This is a genomic window from Actinorectispora metalli (assembly GCF_056323685.1).
The window spans coordinates 4,156,642-4,175,558 of record NZ_JBREYE010000001.1; the positions used below are offsets into that span (position 1 = coordinate 4,156,642).

Here is an 18,917-nt window from a genome sequence, read left to right on the forward strand (position 1 = left end):
CCGCAACGGTGGGGCTGCTCCGACCCGGTGACGGCAGCGCATAGTCTTTGCCCGTGTCCAAGCTCGCAACCGCTGCGAAGCGCATTCTGGTGGGGCGTCCGTTCCGCAGCGACCGGCTCGCGCACACCCTGCTTCCCAAACGCATCGCGCTGCCCGTGTTCGCCTCCGACGCGATGTCCTCGGTGGCCTACGCACCGGAGGAGATCTTCCTGGTGCTGTCGGTGGCGGGCCTGTCGGCGTTCGTGTTCGCGCCGTGGATCGGCCTGATCGTGGTGGTGGTGATGCTGGCGGTCGTCACCAGCTACCGCCAGAACGTGCACGCCTACCCCTCCGGCGGCGGCGACTACGAGGTCGCCACCGTCAACCTGGGCCGCCGGGCCGGCCTGACCGTGGCCAGCGCGCTGCTGGTGGACTACGTGCTGACGGTGGCGGTGTCGATCGCCTCGGCAGCGGCCAACATCGGCTCCGCGGTGCCGTTCATCGCGGGTCACAAGGTCGAGTTCGCGGTGCTGGCGATCGTGGTGCTGACCGCGATGAACCTGCGCGGCATCCGCGAGTCGGGGTCGGCGTTCGCCATCCCGACCTACGCCTTCATGGTCGGCATCCTCGGCATGATCGCCTTCGGCCTGTTCCGCGGGTTCGCCATGGACGAGCCGATGCGGGCGGAGAGCGCCAACTTCGATCTGCGCGCCGAGGACGACCACCTGATGGGCCTCGCGCTGGCGTTCTTGATGATGCGCGCGTTCTCCTCCGGCTGCGCCGCGCTGACCGGTGTGGAGGCGATCAGCAACGGGGTGCCCGCCTTCCGCAAGCCCAAGTCGCGCAACGCGGCGACCACGCTGCTGATGATGGGCCTCATCGCGGTGGTGATGCTGATGGGTCTGATCGTGCTGGCCCAGCTCACCGAGGTGAAGGTGGCCGAGCATCCGGAGACCCAGTTGGTCGGCGCCCCGGCAGGCTACGACCAGAAGACGATGGTCGCCCAGATCGCCGAGGCGGTGTTCTCCGGCTTCCCCGCGGGCTTCTACTTCGTCACGATCGTCACCGCGCTGATCCTGGTGCTGGCGGCGAACACCGCGTTCAACGGCTTCCCGGTGTTGGGCTCGATCCTCGCCCAGGACCGCTACCTGCCGCGCCAACTGCACACCCGCGGCGACCGGCTGGCCTTCTCCAACGGCATCCTGTTCCTGGCCGGTTTCGCGATCGTGCTGGTGATCGCCTTCGACGCCGAGGTCACCAGGCTCATTCAGCTCTACATCGTCGGCGTGTTCGTCTCGTTCACGATGAGCCAGACCGGCATGATCAAGCACTGGAACCGCCTGCTGCGCACCGAGACCGACCCGGCTTCCCGCCGCCGCATGCGCCGGAGCCAGGCCATCAACGCCTTCGGCCTGTTCATGACGGGTTCCGTGCTCGTGATCGTGCTGATCACGAAGTTCACCCACGGCGCGTGGATCGCCATCGCCGCGATGGCCGCGATCTATGTGTTGATGAGCGCAATCCGCAGGCACTACGACTCGGTGGCGCGCGAATTGGAGCTGTCCTCCCGCGAGGGTGCGGGCATGCTGCCGTCCCGCAACCACGCCATCGTGCTGGTGTCCACGCTGCACATGCCGACGCTGCGCGCCCTGGCCTACGCCAAGGCCACCCGCCCCGATGTGCTGGAGGCGGTCACCGTCAACGTGGACGACGCCGACACCCGCAAGCTGACCGCCGAGTGGGAGCGGCAGAACTTCTCGATCCCGCTGAAGGTCGTCGAATCGCCCTACCGCGAGATCACCAAACCGGTGCTGGACTACGTCAAGCGCATCCGCAAGACCAGCCCCCGCGATGTGGTCACGGTGTACATCCCGGAGTACGTGGTGGGCCGCTGGTGGGAGCAGTTCCTGCACAACCAGAGCGCGCTGCGGCTCAAGGGCAGGCTGCTGTTCGAGCCGGGCGTGATGGTGACCAGCGTGCCGTGGCAGCTGATGTCCTCGGAGAGGGTCTCCGACCGTGCCGTCTACGCGCCCGGCGCGATCCGCCGCGGGCTGGACGGCGCTGATCGGGACGATCGGAACGGCCGCCGGTGACCTGGTTGGGCAGGCGGTTGGAGGTCGAGGTCGGCCCGGTCGCCCACGGCGGACACTGCGTGGCGCGCGCCGAGGGGCGGGTGCTGTTCGTGCGGCACGCGCTGCCGGGGGAGCGGGTGGTCGTCGAGGTCACCGAGGACCGCCAGGAGTCGTTCTGCCGTGCCGACGCCGTCGAGGTGCTCTCGCCGTCCCCGGACCGCGTCGCTCCGCCGTGCCCGTTGGCGGTGCCCGGCGGCTGCGGCGGCTGCGACTGGCAACACGCCACCGGCCCCGCGCAGCGGGCGCTGAAGGCGGCGGTCGTCGCCGAGCAGCTGCGGCGCCTGGCGGGGCTGGACCTCGAGGTCGAGGTGGAGGCCCTGCCGTCGTTCCAGCCCGACGACCGGCTGGGCTGGCGCACCAGGCTGCAACTCGCGGTGGACGCCCAGGGCCGTCCCGGCCTGCGCCGACACCGCAGCCACGACGTGATCCCGCTGGCCGACTGCCCCATCACGCAGCCCGGCGTGGTGCCCGCGGTGGTGGCGCGGGACTGGCCCGCGGACACCGCCCTGGAGGTCTGCCAGGACTCCTTCGGTGAACTGCACGTCCGCGAGGGCGCGAAGTGGGCGGTGGGCGATGGCATCGCCGTGCAGCGCGCCGCGGGCCGGACCTGGCGCATCGCCGCTGACGGCTTCTGGCAGGTCCACCCGGCCGCCGCCGACACCTTCGCGTCAGTGGTCGCCGCCTTCGCCGACGCCCCCGCGGGCGGCACCGCCTGGGACCTCTACGGCGGCGCGGGCCTGTTCGCCTCGGTCCTTGCTGATCAGGTCGGCGCCGAGGGCGAGGTGGTCGTGGTGGAGTCCTCCCGCCGCGCCATCGCCGACGGCCAGACGGCGCTCGCCGACCTGCCGCAGGTCCGCTTCGTCGGCGGTCGGGTCGAACACGTCCTCGCCGAGGGCCTGCCGCGGCCGTCGGTCGTGGTGCTGGACCCGCCGCGCAAGGGCGCGGGCCGCGCGGTGGTCGACGCCATCGTCGGGGCAGGACCGTCCACGGTGGTGTACGTGGCCTGCGACCCGGCGGCACTGGCGCGCGATATCGCGTTGTTCGCGGGCCACGGCTACGGCCTGTCCAAGCTGCGTGCCTTCGACGCGTTCCCCATGACCCACCACATGGAGTGCATCGCCCTGCTCACCCGCTGACACGTCTCCGACCAGCGAAATCTCACCTCAGAGCACACGTGTCGCGGCACTGGGAGTCGATGGGCCTGCTCACCCCGTCCCACCAGGCCGGCGGGCACCGCCGCTACGGCTCCGAGGACGCCGAGCGTGTGATGTTCATCCTGAAAGGCAAGGACGTGGGCCTGAGCCTGGACGACATGCGCGAGTTCCTCACCGCCCCGAGCAAGCAGGATCGGGTCGCGCTGCTCAAGTCCCAGCAGGCCGCCCTGGAGGAGCGCATCCGGGCCGCGCAACACGCGCTGGACCTGCTCGGCCACATGGTGCGATGCGGCCACGAGGACATCCTGACCTGCCCGCGGTTCCGCGAAATGCTCCGCGAGGGAGTTACGGAACGTGCGTGATCCGGGACGGCAAGCTACACATCATCGACGGCTTGCGCCATCACCGCTTCGAGCAACGATTCGGTACGGACCGTGATCTTTCTTGGCAGCGGGGTGGTCCCTGGTTGTGGTCGGACGCGGTCGGGAAGGTCTCCGTAGACTGACCTGAAAGTCGCCCCCGGGTGACGAACGGGGGGCAGCGGTAGGGAGCGCCGCGGCCAGCAGACCCCAGCCGGCTATGAGCGAGGTGGATCGTGACGTTCCTTGAGTCCGTGCACAGCCCGGCGGACCTCAAACGCCTGACCTTCGACGAACTCGAGGCGCTGGCAGGGGAGATCCGGACGTTTCTGATCAACAAGGTGGCGGCGACCGGCGGGCATCTTGGCCCGAACCTGGGCGCCGTGGAGCTCACGCTGGCCCTGCACCGGGTGTTCGACTCGCCGCACGACGCGCTGCTGTTCGACACCGGTCACCAGTCGTATGTGCACAAGATCGTCACCGGCCGCGCAGGCGCGTTCGACACGCTGCGTCAGGCAGGCGGCCTCGCGGGCTACCCCGACCGGGCCGAGAGCGAGCACGACCTGGTGGAGAACAGCCACGCCTCCACCGCCCTGTCCTACGCCGACGGCCTGTCCAGGGCGTTCGCGTTGACCGGCGCCCGCCGCCACGTGGCGGCCGTGGTCGGTGACGGCGCGCTGACCGGCGGCATGTGCTGGGAGGCGCTGAACAACATCGCCGCGTGCAGCCGCCCCATCGTGATCGTGGTCAACGACAACGGCCGCTCCTACTCGCCGACCATCGGCGGCCTCGCCGAGCACCTCGCCGCGCTGCGCCTGCAACCCGGCTACGAGAAGGTGCTCCAGCGCGGCAAGGACACGCTCCAGAAGATGCCCGTGGTGGGCAAGCCGATCTATGCCGGTCTGCACGCCGCCAAGCGCGGCCTCAAGGACGCGATCTCGCCGCAGGTCATGTTCGAAGACCTTGGCCTGAAGTACTTCGGTCCTGTCGACGGCCACAGCCTGCGGGCCGTGGAGGACGCGCTGGCCAAGGCCAAGGCGTTCAACGCGCCGGTCATCGTGCACGCGGTGACCCGCAAGGGCAACGGCTACGCGCCCGCCGAGAACCACGAGGCCGACCAGATGCACGCCATCGGCGTCATCGACCCTGAGACCGGTGCCTCCGCAGGCTCCGGCGGCCGGTCATGGACCTCGGTGTTCTCCGAGGAACTGGTCAACATCGGCGCCCGCCGCAAGGACATCGTGGCGATCACCGCCGCCATGCTCGACCCCACCGGCCTCGGCAAGTTCGCCGCCGCCTACCCCGACCGCTGGATCGACGTCGGCATCGCCGAGCAGCACGCGATGACCTCGGCCGCGGGCATGGCCATGGGCGGCCTGCACCCGGTGGTGGCGATCTACTCCACCTTCCTCAACCGCGCCTTCGACCAGCTTCTGATGGACGTCGCGCTGCACAAGCAGGCCGTGACCGTGGTGCTGGACCGCTCCGGGGTCACCGGCCCCGACGGCCCCAGCCACCACGGCATGTGGGACATGTCCATCTGCGGCGTGATCCCCGGCATCCGCGTCGCCGCCCCGCGCGACGACGTGACCCTGCGCGAGGAGCTCAACGAGGCGGTCGCCGTCGACGACGGCCCAACCGTGCTGCGCTTCTCCAAGGGCACCGTCGCCGCGCCGGTCGCCGCCCTCCGTCGCGAGGGCACCGTCGACGTGCTGCACGAGTCGCCGGAAGGACGTGACGTCCTGCTCGTGACCGTCGGCGCCTTCGGCCAACTCGGCCTCGACGCCGCCAAGCGGCTGGCCGACCAGGGCATCGCCGTCACCGTGGTGGACCCGCGCTGGATCCACCCGGTCGCGCCGGAACTGGTCACCATGGCCGAGAACCACAGCCTGGTGGTCACCGTCGAGGACGGCGGCGAGCACGGCGGGTTCGGCTGGACGCTGGCCGCGGCGCTGCGCACCGCCGAGGTCGACGTGCCCATCCGCAACATCGCGCTGCCCCAGCAGTTCCTGCCGCACGGCACCCGCAACGAGGTGCTCGCCGCCGCGGGCATCACCGCACAGGACGTCGCCCGTCGCTGCACGGAATGGGTGGCCACCTACCAGGACGCACGCCAGCCGTCGTCCACTGTGGACGCCGAGGCGCGGGAGGTCTGATTCAGCCGAGCAGCTTCAGCATCTGCTGGATCTGCGCGGTCCGCGACCGGTCGATGCGGTCGGCCAGCGCCTTGGTGCGGCCCTCCGCGCCGTCCTTGGCCTCGATGCGAGCCAACTCGACGGCGTTGTGCTGGTGCCCGATCAGCAGGTTGAGGAACGTCCGGTCGAAGTCCGTCGCCTCGCGCAGCGCCGCGACGGCGTCCGGATCGGTCACGGTGATGTGGTGGTGCCCGTCGTGCGCATGCGGGTCGGGCGCGGTCAGCGGCTGCTTCCACTCCTGCAACCGTCCCACCATGTCGCCGACCTCGTCGGACTGAGTCACCTCGATCGCGGCGGCCAGCGTGCGCACCTCGGCCCGCGCCGCCCGCTCCTTCGCGATCCGCACCATCTCGATGCCCTGGTTGTGATGCGGCACCATCATTTGCAGAAACATCACGTCGGTGGAGTTGAACGCGGGCGGCTGCTGCTCCGCGGGCTCCGCGGTCGCGCAGCCCGCCACCAACAGCGCCAGCCCGATCACGAGCGCTCGCATGGCTCCCGCCCCTTTCGCTGGAAAGGTCAGAACCCGTGGGTGGCGACCAAGGCCTGGCCTCGGCTGCCACCCACGGTCTGATCAGGCCTGTTGCCAGAGGGATGGGGTGTTGGGTGGCTCCCAGCCGTCCAGTGCGGTGTGCGGCTGGACGCAGCGGTAGCTCACGCCGTTGTAGGTGACGGTGGTGCCGGAGGAGTAGTTGGTGCCCGCGGACCAGGTGGTGGCGCCGGGTGGCGGCGTCGAGGTCGGCGGGTTCGTCGGCTGCGGGTTGGTGCTGCTCGGCGGCGCGCCGCCACCCCCGCCGATCTGAAGGTCCACACAGGAGTAGAAGGCCATCGCCGTGTCGGCGATGTTCCAGATCGCCAGCAGGGTCTGCCTGCCGGTCTTGCCGCCGAGGTTGACGGTGTGCGAGACGGTGGAACCCGGCTGCTGGCCGTTGCTGACGAAGTGGCCGACGCGGGTGCCGCCGATGTAGTACTCCCAGTCCCGCGTCGAGTGGCGGGCGGTGATCACCCAGTTGAAGTTCACCGTGTTCCCGACCGTCGTCGCGGGCCAGGCCCGGGAGTTGTCGTCAAGTTCCTTGAATCGCGAACCGCCGGAACAGGTGCGCTGTCCCTTCGGCCCCTCCACGCTCTGCGGCTCCCAGATGATCGGACCGCAGGACTGGATCTTGTTCGCCGCGCAGTAGGCCTGGCGGCTCTGAGGTGAGGAGACGTAACCGTGTGCGCTGGCATTTCCGGCGGGCAGGATGACCACCAGCAGCGGCGCCACGAGCAATCCACCCGCCGCGGCGGCGAGCTTTTTCCGCAATGTCATGTCGACTCCTTGCAGGGTCGGCCACCCGGATCAGGGAGTCCGGGCGAATCCGAGGAATCACACATTCTGTGGTCTAGACCATAAATCGGGTTGTGCCCTATGGCAACCCGGTGTACCGCCGTCCAGTGGAAGCTGCGGTGGACGATCGGCGGTAATTCGTTTCCGCGAAAGCAGGCGCCTGATCTACCGTTTGTGCTGGTCGACGTCGTGGTCCCGGCAGGCGATGCCCGTTCGGGGTTCCACTGTTCGCGTCGATCTTGGCATGCGCTGCGAACGCATACGGGTTCAATTCCCTAAGGGGGTGGGGCCCGGCTCGTCCGGTCGGGTGGACCGGACGCGGCAGAGGCCCAGCGGGCAGGCGGGGGTCGTGAGACCCGGCGCCGAGCCCCCGCCCGCGCCGTGTGGAGCCGGGCCCTGCCTTCAACCAGAGACGGAGCGAGAGGAGGTCGAGGATGGGCTGGAAGACGGTGATGGAGTGGCAGCGCGTGGTGCGCTTCCGCCGGGGAAAGCTGCTGGATGTGCTGGCGGCGGGCCGCCACTGGGTGCGCTTCAGCGATGGACTGGTGAGCGTGGACACGCGCCCCTGCTCGACCAACATCGCAGGTCAGGATGTGCCCACCGCGGACGGCGTGTTGATCCGTGCCGGTGTGACGCTGCGCTGGGCGGTCACCGACCCGCTGCTGTTCGTGCGGGTGTCGGCGACGCCGGTCGAGGAGCTCTACCTCGCCACCCAGCTCGCGCTGCGCACCGCCGTGCTCGGCCGCACCCATGACGAGCTGGACGCTCTGCGGGCTGTGATCGCCGACGAGATCAAGGCGGCGATCACCGAGCGCGCGGCCGAGTTCGGCATCGGACTGCACGAGGTCGCGATCCGCGATGTGGTGCTCCCGGCCGAACTGCGCCGCGCTTTCGTCGCCGAACTGGTCGCCCGCAAGGAAGGCCTGGTCGCGCTGGAGAAGGCCCGCGCCGAGACCGCAGCGCTGCGATCGCTGCTCAACGTCGCCAAGCTCGCCGAGCAGCACCCGACGCTGCTCCAGCTCCGCACGCTCCAGGCCGCCAGCCAGTACGGCGCCACGGTGGTCCTGGACCGCCCGGGCACCGAGCGGCCCGCCAGATAAGTCGGTCGAGGTGTGGAGTGTGTGGTTGCTCTACGCACATTCCACACCGTCAACTTGCAAGGTTCGCCTTCAGCCGGACCTGTTGCCTGCTTCGGGCTTCTCGCAGACGACGCGCCAAGACTGTCGGAAGCGCTCACCGGTTCCGAAAAGCGAAGGCATTGGACGCTTCGGACGTAGGAAGGAGCCGTGAGTGCCGAGTCGGCCGGGGGCCACCGACGCGTGGCACTCACGGCTCCGGGTCAGGAGCTGATCTCGAACTTGGCGACCGTGTCGGGGTCCAGCTCGATCCCGATACCGGGCCGCTCAGGCACGAACACCTGGTTGTCGGCGTAGCGCAGCCGGGTCTCGGGTGTCAGCAGCGTTTCGAAGTTGTAGATGCCCTTCTCGGCCGCGAAGTACTCGACGACCAGCGTGTTCGCCACCGCGGCGCACAGGTGGACGTGCAGGTTGTGGTGCCAGTGCGGCGCCATCTGCAGGCCGAAGCTGTCGGCGGTGTGCGCCACCCGCATCCACTCGGTCACGCCGCCCACCACGCCCGCGTCGGTTTGCAGGATCGCCGCCGAACCGGACTCGATGAGGCTGCGGAACTCCCACCGCGTCTGGTGGATCTCGCCGGTCGCGACGGGCGTGCGGATCGACCGCGCCAACTCGCCGTGGCCGTGGATCGCCTCGGGGGACAGCGGCTCCTCGAACCACCACAGCTCATCCGCCGCCCGCTCGAAGGCCTCGATGGCCACCCGCGCCTCCCGCACCGAGCGGTAGGCGTTGTTGGCATCCAGCGACAGCCGACCCCGGCCCCCGATGGCCTCGGCCGCGGCGGCCACCCTGCGAGCATCGTCCGCAACGGACAGGCCGCCGACCTTGATCTTGTGGTCGGTGAAGCCCTGCGACTCGTTGAAGGCGATCTCCGCGACCACCGCCTCGGCCCAGTCGCCGTCGTCGGGCCGGTAGTAGCCGCCGGAGGCGTAGGCGGGCTGCGGAGTGGTGGACCCGCCGAGCAGCGAGGCCAGCGGCAACCCCGCCCGTCGTGCGCGCAGGTCCCACAGCGCGATGTCGATGGCGGACAACGCTCTGATCACCGCGCCGCGCCTGCCGGAGAGCAGGGTCTCCTGGTACGCGCGGCTCCACAGGCCCACCACGTCGTCGGCGTCGGCGCCGAGGTACACCGGCGCCAGCAGGTCGTCCACCGCCGTCTTGGTAAGGAACCCGCCCGCGGTGCCCGCGTAGGTGTAGCCGAGGCCGGTCGCGCCGTCGGAGTCGGTCACCTCGACCAGCACGTAATGCCGGTCGTTGAGGTCGCGGTTGGACATCCGCGTCGGCTTGTCCACCGGAATCCCCACCGCCCTGGTGCGAATCTGGGCGATCGTCATGCGTTCCTCCTGGAGACGGGGGCGGTCCGCACCGCCTGGACGTTGGCGAACTCCGCGGCGCCGTAGGAGCCGAGTTCACGGCCGAAGCCGCTGGCTTTCACGCCGCCGACGGGCAGGCGCGGGTCGGATTCGGAGATGCGGTTGACGAACACCGAACCGGCGGCGATGCGGCCCGCCAGGTGTTCGCCGCGGTCGAGGTCCCTGGTCCACACCGAGCAGCTCAGGCCGTAGACGGAGGAGTTGGCGGTCTCCACCGCCGCGTCCTCGTCCGCCACCGACAGCACCGCCCCGAACGGGCCGAAGGTCTCCTCGCGGAACGCGGGAACCGAGGTGTCGGGCACGGACACCAGCGTCGGCGCGAACCACGCCCCCGGCCTCGGGTTGGGTGTGCCGCCCGCGAGCAGCCGCGCACCACCCGCGAGCGTGGCGTCCAGCTGGCGCCGCAGCTCATCGCGCAGGTCGACCCGGGCCATCGGGCCGAGGTCCACCCCCGGTGTCAGCGGATCGCCCACCACCAGCGCCTCGACCTCCGCGGTCACGGCCGCCGTGAACTCTTCGTGCACCGACCGCTCCACGATCAGGCGTTTGGCGGCGATGCAGCTCTGGCCGGTGTTGAGGAACCTCGACCGCACCGCAGCCCGCGCGGCCGCGGACACATCGGCGTCGCCGAGCACGAGGAACGCGTCCGATCCGCCGAGTTCCAGCACCGCCTTCTTCACCGCGGCACCGGCGCGGGCGCCGACGATGGCGCCGACGCGGTTGCTGCCGGTGAACGCCACCGCCGCGATCCGCGGGTCGTCGATGAGCGGGCCGATGCGTTCCGGCGGCAGCACCGCCACGTTCAGCACGCCGGTCCCGAACACCTCGTCGAAGATGGCCTGTACGGCCAACGCGCTGCCGGTGACGTTGTCGGCGTGCTTGAGCACCACCGAGTCGCCGATGGCCACCGCGGGCAGCATCGAGCGGAACACCTGCCAGAACGGGTAGTTCCACGGCATGATCGCCAGCACAACGCCCAGCGGCAGCAGCCGGACGTAGCCGGTGTCGGGGGAGAGGTCCACGCGCACCGGCGCCAGCAACTCGTCGAGGTGTTCTGCGTAGTACTCGCAGGCCACCGCGCACTTCTCGATCTCGGCGCGCGCCTGGTCCAGCGGCTTGCCCATCTCGGTGGTGATCAGCAGCGCGTGTCTGTCCACATCGGAGCGCAAGGCGACGGCCAGCACCCGCAGCCGGGCGGTCCGCTCGGCGACGCGTTCGGTACGCCTGCGCCGCACGGCGGCGACCGCGCCGTCCAGCATCGCCGACAGTTCGGTCGTGTAGGGGTAGTCGGCCAGCCGCTCGCCGTTGGCCGGGTTGACGGTGCTGATCACGCGACGCCGCCCAGCCAGTCCTGGAACCGCCGTCCGATGATCACGGGGTCTTCCAGCAGCTTCGGCACGCCGGTCGCGTTGCCGACCTCGATCCGCACGTGCAGCAGCGTCGGCCCCTCATCAGCCAGTGCCACTACGAACGCGCTGCGCAGTTCCGACTCGGTGGCGGCGCGGCGCACCATCCAGCCGGATGCCTCGGCCATGGCGCCGAGGTCGACGCGGTCGGCGTAGGTCGGCAGGTTCGCGGTCGCGCCGTAGACGCCGTTGTCCAGCAGCACCATCAGCAGTTTCTTCGGCGCCAGATATCCGCCGGTGGGCAGCACGTTCGGGTTCATCAGCAGCGAGCCGTCGCCCTCCACGGCGACCACCCGGCGTACGGAGGAGTCCTTAAGCCCCAACGCGATCCCGGTCGCGACGGAACCCGCCAGCCCCATCGAGTCCAGCAGGTACAGGTGGTTGGGCCGGTCGGCGACGGCGGCCAGTTCGCGGCTGGAGGCCGCGCAGGTGACGACGACCGGCAGGTCCTCGGTCTGCTCGGCCACGATCTCCAGGGCATCAATGCGCTTCATGCTCACGCCCCCGTTCCGTCGGTCGCCCAGAAGTGCGTCAGCACGACCACGGGGCGAAACGTCATGCGGGCATGCGTGCCCGCCTCGGCGATGACCGCCTCCCAGTCCTCGGGCCCGCTGCGCCGGTCGAGTTCGAACACCCGGACACCCAGGCGGTCCAGCAGGGCAGGCACGTGCTGGCACAGCGAGTGGATCATCGAGTTGTACTCGCCGAGCCCGCCGCGGGTGTTCGCCACGACCAGCAGCGGCAGGTGGTAGGACAGGTTGAAGGTGGTCAGCGCGGTCAACGCGTTGCCGAAGCCGTTGTCCTGCATCACGACCGCCCCGAACCGCCCGGTCAGCGGCAGGGCGCCGAGCACGCCCATCGCCTCTTCCTCCCGGGACAGCGGGAACACCTTCTCCGACACGCCGCTGAGTCCGGCCAGGGCGGTGATCACCGGCGCGACGCTCACCGAGGGCACGTAGCCCACGAGGTCCGCCCCACCTGCCCACACACCCCGCGCGACGGAAGCCGCATAGGAAGCCAACCCAACTCCTCTCCGCCTACCAGTGGCAGGCCGCCAATAACTAGTAACGTACTACTTCAAGTGAGTAGCATGCAACCAGTGCTCAGTCGGTAAGGCATCGGGTTGGCGCTCTGAACCGATTTCCTGCCCAAGGGGGACAGGCTCAGGAAAGGACTTGTTCGTCCTTCGGAACGGCGATGTCGAGCCAGCGGCGCCATTCGGCGACCAGGTTGCGGTCGTTGTCGCTGCTGTGGGCGACGAGCAGGTCACCGGAGCGCACGATGTGCGTGCGCATGGCGCGTTCCGCGGCGATGCCGTCGCGCTTGCGCAAGGCCTCGATGATGTCCCAGTGGTCCTTCAGCGCGGTCTCCACCGGCTGATACCTGGGCACGCTGTACCGGCCGTCCAGCGCCAGCGTCTGCCGCAGTTCGGCGACGAACTTCGCCAGCCGCTGGTTGCCGCCGGCCTGCAAAATCAGGTCGTGCAGCCGTTCGTCGGCGGCGAAGTACTCCTGGCTGCCGTCCGCCAGCCGCTCCATGATCTGGTACTGCTCCAGCAGCGCCGCGTCGTCGCGGCTGGTCATGACTGCCGCCGCGTTCCGGCAGGCGGGCGGCTCCAACAGCACCCGCAGGCTGCACAACTCGACGATGCCGCGCCCGTCCTGCCCGACGACCCGTGCGCCGCGGTTGCGTTCGATCTTGACCAGCCCCAGGTCGGCGAGCTTGAGCAGCGCCTCACGCACCGGGGTGCGGGACGCGCCGAAGCGTTCGCCAAGCTCGCGGGAGGAGTACAGCGTCCCGCGCTTGAGCTCACCCGCGCGGATCGCGTCACGGATGTCCGCCGCGATCTGCTCGGACTTGCTGTCCAGGGCCTCTGCTGTCAACTGACCTCATCGCCGAAAATCCGCCCCCGGCCCAGGTGCCGCGGGCGGATTCCCAGCATAGTCGGCTAGGCCGCCGCGACCGGCTCTGGCGCGCCGCTCGGCCGCCGCGCCCGCACCGCGAGCCAGCCGATCACAACCAGCGCGAGCGCGTTCGCGGAAATCATCACCGCCATGGACAGCCCAGCGTTGCCGCCGGAGGCGTCCTGGATCCAGCCCACCGCGAACGGGCTGACGAACCCCGCGGCGTTGCCCAGCGAGTTGATCAACGCGATCCCGCTGGCCGCGCCGACCCCTGCCAGGTAGGCGGTGGGCAGCGACCAGAACAGCGGCTTCGCCGTCTGTGCCGCCATGGTCGCCATCGTGATCGCGGCGAAGGCCAACATCGGAATGTTCAGGCTGACCGCGGTCACGATGAACGTCACCACCGAGATCCCCAGCGCGATGAGCACCGGCCGCGCCGAGTTGTCCCGCACCAGCCGACCGGTCACGTACATGCAGATCGCGGCCATCAGGAACGGCACCGCGGACAGCCAGCCGATTTCGATGCTGCTCAGCGAGGACCCGACGTCGGAGATCACCGACGGCATCCAGTACGCCAGCGGGTACGCCCCGCACAGCAGCAGGAAGTACGCCACGCACAGCCAGATGACCTTCTTGTTCCGGAACACCGCCCGGTGCCCGGCGGGTGCGCTGACCGCCCGCTCGCTCTCCTCGGCGGCCAGCGTCGAGGCCAGCCACTCGCGTTGTTCGGCGCTCAGCCACCGCGCCTCCGAGGGCCGCTCGGTGACCAGGAAGAAGAACACGACACCCAGGATCACCGCGGGCACGCCGCCCACGATGAACACCCAGCGCCAGCCTTCCAGGCCCATCGCCCCGTCGAAGGCGGACAGGATCCACCCGTTGAGCGGGCCGCCGACCACGCCTGCGACCGGGATCGCCACCATGACCGTGGAGATCACCTTGGTGCGCTGAGCGTTCGGGTACCAGCGGGTCAGGTAGAGCAGGATGCCGGGGAAGAACCCGGCCTCCGCCACGCCGAGCAGGAAGCGCAGCACGTAGACCATCTCCACGTTCGGCGCCCACGCGGTGAGCGCCGCGATGATGCCCCAGGTCACCATGATCCGGCACAGCCAGATCCGCGCCCCCACCTTCGCCATGATGATGTTGCTGGGCACCTCGGCGATGATGTAGCCGAGGAAGAAGATGCCCGCGGCGAACCCGTACTGGGCGCCGCTCATGCCGAAGGTCTCCTCCATCCCGAACTTCGCGAAGCCGATGTTGATCCGGTCCACGTAGCTCACGATGTAGCCGATCACCAGCAGCGGAACGACCCGCCGGGTCACTTTCCGCATCGTGCTCGCTTCGAGCGAGTCGTCCCGTGCCCGGGCGATCTCACGCGCCATAAGTTCCTCCAGGCTACTTCATGAAAGGCCACCGTTACTTGGTGACATGCAGCTGAAACAGAGTGGCATGCTACATAGACGTGATGTGCTGCACAACAGCGCTCGGGCTAGGCCGTTAGGCCGCCGTGCGGGCCGAGGAACTTCCCGCATAGTGGAGGGCGTTGGATACTTCGGGCCCGACGAAGAGGAGTCGCGATGGCACGCTTGCTGGACGGGTTCTGGCGCCTGTTGCGCGGCTCCGCGGGACGCGACTATGCCCGGTCGGAAGCGCTTGTCGCCGCTCTGGCCGACCGCAGCGGCCTGACCGACGAGCGACTCGCCGCCGCGATCGAGACACTCGATCCGGAGAACGAGTCCGAGTACCTGTCGCTGGCCCGCGAGGCCGCCGACCGCGCCCTGGGCCTGCGTCCTTTCGATGTGCAGTTGTTATGCGCCTCCCGCCTGCTGGCAGGCGATGTGGTGGAACAGGCCACCGGCGAGGGCAAGACGCTCGCGGGCGCACTGGCCGCCGCCGCCTTCGCCCGCCGCGGCAGACACGTGCACGTCATGTCCGTCAACGACTACCTGGCCCGCCGCGACGCCGAGTGGATGGGCCCCTTCTACGCGGCCATGGGCGTCACGGTCGCCTGGATCGGCCAGGACTCCACCCCGGAGGAGCGTCGCCAGGCCTACGCCGCGGGCGTCACCTACGCCGCCGTGAGTGAGATCGGGTTCGACCTGCTCCGCGACCGCTTGGCCACCTCGGTGGACGAGCTCGTCAGCCCCGCCCCCGACGTGGTGCTGGTGGACGAGGCCGACTCGGTGCTGGTCGACGAGGCCCGCGTGCCGCTGGTGCTGGCAGGCGCCATCGTCGCTCCGCGCCCGGCCCGCAAGGTCACCGAGATCGTCCGCACCCTGAAGCCGAGCGTGCACTACCGAACCGACGCCGACCAGCGCAACATCTACCTCACCGACGCGGGCGCCCGCGCCGTCGAGCGCGCCCTGGGCGGCATCAACCTCTACGACGCCGAGCACGTCGGCAGCACCCTCACTCAGGTCAACGTCGCCCTGCATGCCCAGGCGCTGCTGCGCAAGGACGTGCACTACATCGTCCGCGACGACAAGGTGCACCTGATCAACGAGTCCCGCGGCCGCGTCGCCCGCCTCCAGCGCTGGCCCGACGGCCTCCAGGCCGCGGTCGAGGCCAAGGAGGACCTGCCGCACAGCGAGACCGGCGAGGTGCTGGACAGCATCACCGTGCAGGCCCTGGTCAGCCGCTACCCGCTGATGTGCGGCATGACCGGAACGGCGCTGGCAGCCGCCGACTCCTTCCGCGGCTTCTACTCCCGCGAGGTCTCCGAGATCCCGCCGCACCGCCCGTGCGTGCGTGTGGACGAGCCCGACCGCGTGTACGCCACCGCGGCGGCCAAGGAGACGGCGATCCTGGACTTCATCGCCGAGACCCACGCCACCGGCCAGCCCATCCTGATCGGCACCCACGACGTCGCCGAATCGGAGGCACTCGCCGAGAAGCTGGCCGCCAGGGGCATCGAGGCCACGGTCCTCAACGCGCGCAACGACGCCGAGGAAGCCGCGATCATCGCCGAGGCGGGCACCTACGGCGCGGTCACCGTGTCCACCCAGATGGCGGGCCGCGGCACCGACATCCGCCTTGGCGGCTCGGACGAATCGGACCGCGACCGCGTGGTCGCGACCGGCGGCCTCTGCGTGATCGGCACCGGCCGCCACGAGAACAGCCGCCTGGACAATCAGCTTCGCGGCAGGTCGGGCCGCCAGGGCGACCCCGGCCGCTCGGTGTTCTTCTCGAGCTTCGAGGACGAGTTGATCCGCCGCCACGCCCCCGACGAGCAAGTGCCGGAGGCGGATGAGGACGGCCGCATCACCAAGGGCAAGCCCACCTACGTCGTGGACCACGCCCAGCGGGTGTCCGAGGGCGTGCTGGCGGAGATCCACAAGAACACCTGGCGCTACACGAAGCTGATCGAGCACCAGCGCGCCCTGCTGGACAAGGAGCGCGAGGAACTGCTGCGCACCGACCTGGCCCTGGAGCGCCTGGAGCAGAACTGCCCCGACCGGTTCACCGAGCTGACCGAGGTCGACCGCGAGGTACTGGCCAAGGCGGCCCGCGTGATCACCCTGTACCACCTGGACGACTGCTGGGCCGAGCACCTTGCCTACCTGGCCGACCTCCGCGAAAGCATCCACCTGCACGCCCTGAGCAGGAACAACCCGCTGGACGAGTTCCACCGCGCCGCCATCCCGGCCTTCAAGCGCCTGCCGGAGTTGTTGGACGAGCGCGTCACCAAGACCTTCCAGACCGCGGTGATCACCCGCGAGGGCTTGGACGAGGACCTGGCGGGCCTCAAGCGCCCCACGTCGACATGGACGTACCTGGTGCACGACAACCCGTTCGGCAGCGACTTCGAACGCACCTGGAAGACGGTCTTCGGCAAGAAGCGCCGCCGCTAACGCAGAGGCCGGTCCTGGTCGAGGGCCGCGATGTAGTCGCGAATCAGCAGGTGCTGGAATTCGTAGCGCCGACCGACCTTGCGGATCAGCACCTTGTCCGCGGCGTGGTCGAGGAACCGCCGCAGCCGCCACGGCAGAAACCCGGTACACCCCAACGCGAGGCGGGTGAGCACGTCGGCGGGCCCGATGGGGGAACACTTCCCCCGCCTCTGTGGTCAGCGCGGCGCCGATCAGGAAGCCGGCGGCGGCGCCGAAGAACGCGCCCGCCAGGGCGAACGCGATCGTGGCCCAGGTCTGGCCGGGTGTGGAACCCACACTGTCGATCAGCACCGGTATCGAGGGCACGATAGCGAGCAGCCAGGCGGGGAGGAACGGTGCTCTCGCGGCCCAGCCATGCGTATCCAACAGTGTGATCACGGTGGACCCGCAGCTCAGCCCGCAGGCCAGCCCTGCCAGGACCGCGACCGCCAACGGACCGGCCGCTTCGCGATGGCTGCCGAGAGTGCCCAGGATCAGCGCGCTGCTCAACACCAGAACCAACGCCCCGCCAATGAGCTGAGTTATGAGGTCTTCGGCGCCGAGGTCGAGCGCAAGGAAATCCTCGTCGAGGATCGGCCCGCCGAGCGCGAGCGCGGCGACCACCGCCAGCGCCGCGCCCGATACCCACCACGGCAGGCCTGCCACGTCGCTCGCGACCGCGTCGACCAAAGCCCGCGCCGCCATGCCGAATGCCGTCCCGAGCAGCACACCGGCGACCACCCCGCCGAGCGCGACCAGCCCGTGCACCAGCCGCCCTCCGAACAGCGGCCCGCTCGTGTCGAGTTCGTCGCGGTGGAGCACGTACGCATAGCTGCCCAGCGTGATCAGGCCTGCTGGTATCGCGACGAGCAGGCCGTGACGCTGAGCCAGCGGAGACACGAGCCCGAGCGCGATGGTGCAGCCGAGGGCCGTGGGCAGCATCGTGTTCAGCAGCGGCCGGTAGATCCGCGATGGCAGTTCTTGCGCCCAGCCGGACCAGCCGCGCTGCACCTCGCTCGCATAACCGGTGGAGCGGGCCACCGTGACCAGCCAGCGCAGCGACCGGGCCTCGTCGTACCGTTCGCTGGCCCGGTATCGCAGCATCGTGTCCACGTAGCTGCCGATCAGCCGGGGTCGCTGCCCCGACGTCCAGCCCTTGCTGCGCCAATTGTCGTGGTCCACGGCGAGCCGGTTCCGCTCCGCGGCGCCGTCGTGTCGGGTGACCAGGGCGATGTTGAGCATCAGCGGGGAGTTGATCACCTCCGCCAGGCTCGAATCGGCGTCCATCTCCGCCCGCAGTTCATCCAGCCCCGCCTTCTCCAGGTAGCTCTCGACCTGTTCCCGGGTGATGGGCCGAATCCGCACCGCACCGCGCAGCCGCAGCTTGTCGCGAAGGGCGGCGTAGTCCGCGGTCCGGCAGGTGACGGCCATGGGCAGCAGGCCGTGGGCGCGGTGCAGGTTGTTGATCGCTCGGGCGCATTCGGCGCGGTCGTTCTCGGGGACTTCGTCCAGCCCGTCCAGGAGCAGCAGGAACTCCCGCCGATCCCACCAGTGCCGGACGACCACGCCCGCGATGTCGTACCGCTGCCCGATCTCACGTGTGATCCACTCCGCCAACGGGCCGCCCCGCCAATTTCCCAGGCTGAGCAGCACCGGAATCGGCTGCCCTGGCTCCGAGGCCCGGTCGAGCAGTCGCCTGCCTAGCTCCAGCAGCATGGTGGATTTGCCCGCGCCCGGATCGCCGAGCAGCAGCAGGTTCGAGTCGAACGCGTTGAACAGCTCGCCGATGTCGTCGGAGGAGGTCTGCGGGTCGCCGTCCACGACGATCAGATCCCGTGGCACCTCGACAGCCGTGGGATCGGCGGTGAGCCGCAGCCGTATCCGGAGCGCGTGATCGAGCCGCTGGTCCAAGGCCTGCCGGACCTGGCCGCCGATCAGCTTCAGAGCGCGTTCGCGGTTGGCCGTCTCGTACACCGGCGCCACACCCGGCTGGTGCCAGGACCGCCGCCGCAGCGCGAGGAACGTGAGCACCAGCGACACCGCGCCCAGCACCCCGAACGCGGGCCAGGCCAGCCATAGGTGC

The 18,917-nt window shown here is 69.8% G+C and carries 16 protein-coding genes and 1 pseudogene; 7 read left to right on the forward strand and 10 right to left on the reverse strand.

Translation table 11 applies throughout. From position 1 onward, the window contains the following. Window positions 1-53 precede the first annotated feature (53 nt). The 4 genes from ACU6XJ_RS19560 to dxs all read left to right on the forward strand — a co-directional run bounded on the left by ACU6XJ_RS19560 (window position 54) and on the right by dxs (window position 5,780). Window positions 54-2,072, forward strand: coding sequence for an APC family permease (locus ACU6XJ_RS19560; RefSeq protein ID WP_476313468.1), 2,019 nt, complete (start codon window positions 54-56; stop codon window positions 2,070-2,072). Continuing rightward, the gene (locus tag ACU6XJ_RS19565; protein WP_476313470.1) at window positions 2,069-3,247 is read left to right on the forward strand and encodes a class I SAM-dependent RNA methyltransferase; all 1,179 of its coding nucleotides are present in this window, start codon (window positions 2,069-2,071) and stop codon (window positions 3,245-3,247) included. The genes ACU6XJ_RS19560 and ACU6XJ_RS19565 overlap by 4 nt, the downstream gene beginning before the upstream one ends. Continuing rightward, window positions 3,223-3,627: a MerR family transcriptional regulator gene (locus ACU6XJ_RS19570; RefSeq protein ID WP_476313472.1), complete on the forward strand. Its 405-nt coding sequence runs from the start codon at window positions 3,223-3,225 to the stop codon at window positions 3,625-3,627. The genes ACU6XJ_RS19565 and ACU6XJ_RS19570 overlap by 25 nt, the downstream gene beginning before the upstream one ends. 233 nt (window positions 3,628-3,860) lie before the next feature. Next, window positions 3,861-5,780: a 1-deoxy-D-xylulose-5-phosphate synthase gene (gene dxs, locus ACU6XJ_RS19575; RefSeq protein WP_476313474.1), complete on the forward strand. Its 1,920-nt coding sequence runs from the start codon at window positions 3,861-3,863 to the stop codon at window positions 5,778-5,780. Window position 5,781: 1 nt separating this feature from the next. On the opposite strand, the gene ACU6XJ_RS19580 is transcribed toward dxs, so the two are convergent. Then, window positions 5,782-6,312 (reverse strand): DUF305 domain-containing protein, encoded by a 531-nt coding sequence (locus tag ACU6XJ_RS19580; RefSeq protein WP_476313476.1) that lies wholly within the window; start codon window positions 6,310-6,312, stop codon window positions 5,782-5,784. Window positions 6,313-6,393: 81 nt separating this feature from the next. After that, the gene (locus tag ACU6XJ_RS19585) at window positions 6,394-7,128 is read right to left on the reverse strand and encodes a lytic polysaccharide monooxygenase (protein ID WP_476313477.1); all 735 of its coding nucleotides are present in this window, start codon (window positions 7,126-7,128) and stop codon (window positions 6,394-6,396) included. Window positions 7,129-7,580: 452 nt separating this feature from the next. On the opposite strand from ACU6XJ_RS19585, the gene ACU6XJ_RS19590 reads away from it, so the two are divergent. Next, window positions 7,581-8,246 carry a slipin family protein gene (locus ACU6XJ_RS19590; RefSeq protein ID WP_476313479.1) on the forward strand — a complete coding sequence of 222 codons (666 nt, stop codon included), beginning with the start codon at window positions 7,581-7,583 and terminating at the stop codon, window positions 8,244-8,246. Between the two features lie 239 nt (window positions 8,247-8,485). Here ACU6XJ_RS19590 and ACU6XJ_RS19595 read toward each other — a convergent pair whose 3' ends face one another. The 6 genes from ACU6XJ_RS19595 to ACU6XJ_RS19620 form a co-directional block, all read right to left on the reverse strand. Then, a complete protein-coding gene (locus tag ACU6XJ_RS19595) occupies window positions 8,486-9,616 on the reverse strand; it encodes a mandelate racemase/muconate lactonizing enzyme family protein (RefSeq protein ID WP_476313481.1) in 1,131 nt (376 codons plus the stop codon). After that, window positions 9,613-10,986 (reverse strand): aldehyde dehydrogenase family protein, encoded by a 1,374-nt coding sequence (locus ACU6XJ_RS19600; RefSeq protein WP_476313482.1) that lies wholly within the window; start codon window positions 10,984-10,986, stop codon window positions 9,613-9,615. Before ACU6XJ_RS19600 ends, ACU6XJ_RS19595 begins: the two co-directional genes overlap by 4 nt. Further along, complete coding sequence (locus ACU6XJ_RS19605) at window positions 10,983-11,555, reverse strand: thiamine pyrophosphate-dependent enzyme (protein ID WP_476313484.1); 573 nt, start codon at window positions 11,553-11,555, stop codon at window positions 10,983-10,985. Before ACU6XJ_RS19605 ends, ACU6XJ_RS19600 begins: the two co-directional genes overlap by 4 nt. Window positions 11,556-11,557: 2 nt before the next feature. Beyond that, window positions 11,558-12,082 (reverse strand): thiamine pyrophosphate-binding protein, encoded by a 525-nt coding sequence (locus ACU6XJ_RS19610; RefSeq protein WP_476313486.1) that lies wholly within the window; start codon window positions 12,080-12,082, stop codon window positions 11,558-11,560. 142 nt (window positions 12,083-12,224) lie between these two features. Next, window positions 12,225-12,944 (reverse strand): GntR family transcriptional regulator, encoded by a 720-nt coding sequence (locus ACU6XJ_RS19615; RefSeq protein WP_476313488.1) that lies wholly within the window; start codon window positions 12,942-12,944, stop codon window positions 12,225-12,227. A 65-nt stretch (window positions 12,945-13,009) separates the two neighbouring features. Next, window positions 13,010-14,296: an MFS transporter gene (locus tag ACU6XJ_RS19620; protein ID WP_476314102.1), complete on the reverse strand. Its 1,287-nt coding sequence runs from the start codon at window positions 14,294-14,296 to the stop codon at window positions 13,010-13,012. 246 nt (window positions 14,297-14,542) lie between these two features. Here ACU6XJ_RS19620 and secA2 point away from each other — a divergent pair, with 246 nt between their 5' ends. Then, window positions 14,543-16,816 (forward strand): accessory Sec system translocase SecA2, encoded by a 2,274-nt coding sequence (gene secA2, locus ACU6XJ_RS19625; protein ID WP_476313490.1) that lies wholly within the window; start codon window positions 14,543-14,545, stop codon window positions 16,814-16,816. Here secA2 and ACU6XJ_RS19630 read toward each other — a convergent pair. Together ACU6XJ_RS19630 and ACU6XJ_RS19635 are read right to left on the reverse strand one after the other, a co-directional pair. Continuing rightward, window positions 16,813-16,989 (reverse strand): hypothetical protein, encoded by a 177-nt coding sequence (locus ACU6XJ_RS19630; RefSeq protein ID WP_476313492.1) that lies wholly within the window; start codon window positions 16,987-16,989, stop codon window positions 16,813-16,815. The genes secA2 and ACU6XJ_RS19630 overlap by 4 nt on opposite strands. 1,219 nt (window positions 16,990-18,208) lie before the next feature. Then, a pseudogene (locus ACU6XJ_RS19635) lies at window positions 18,209-18,550 on the reverse strand (hypothetical protein); the annotation flags it as partial. A gap of 174 nt (window positions 18,551-18,724) precedes the next feature. Here ACU6XJ_RS19635 and ACU6XJ_RS19640 point away from each other — a divergent pair. Further along, window positions 18,725-18,913, forward strand: a complete 189-nt coding sequence (locus ACU6XJ_RS19640; protein ID WP_476313494.1) for a hypothetical protein — start codon at window positions 18,725-18,727, stop codon at window positions 18,911-18,913. The last annotated feature ends 4 nt before the right edge of the window (window positions 18,914-18,917 follow it).

Excerpts from the sequence above, each read along its gene's own strand:
- ACU6XJ_RS19585 (WP_476313477.1), bottom strand. The coding sequence starts at position 7,128 with ATGACATTGCGGAAAAAGCTCGCCGCCGCGGCGGGTGGATTGCTCGTG.
- ACU6XJ_RS19620 (WP_476314102.1), bottom strand. The coding sequence starts at position 14,296 with ATGCGGAAAGTGACCCGGCGGGTCGTTCCGCTGCTGGTGATCGGCTAC.
- ACU6XJ_RS19590 (WP_476313479.1), top strand. The coding sequence starts at position 7,581 with ATGGGCTGGAAGACGGTGATGGAGTGGCAGCGCGTGGTGCGCTTCCGC.
- secA2 (WP_476313490.1), top strand. The coding sequence starts at position 14,543 with ATGGCACGCTTGCTGGACGGGTTCTGGCGCCTGTTGCGCGGCTCCGCG.
- ACU6XJ_RS19595 (WP_476313481.1), bottom strand. The coding sequence starts at position 9,616 with ATGACGATCGCCCAGATTCGCACCAGGGCGGTGGGGATTCCGGTGGAC.
- ACU6XJ_RS19580 (WP_476313476.1), bottom strand. The coding sequence starts at position 6,312 with ATGCGAGCGCTCGTGATCGGGCTGGCGCTGTTGGTGGCGGGCTGCGCG.
- ACU6XJ_RS19605 (WP_476313484.1), bottom strand. The coding sequence starts at position 11,555 with ATGAAGCGCATTGATGCCCTGGAGATCGTGGCCGAGCAGACCGAGGAC.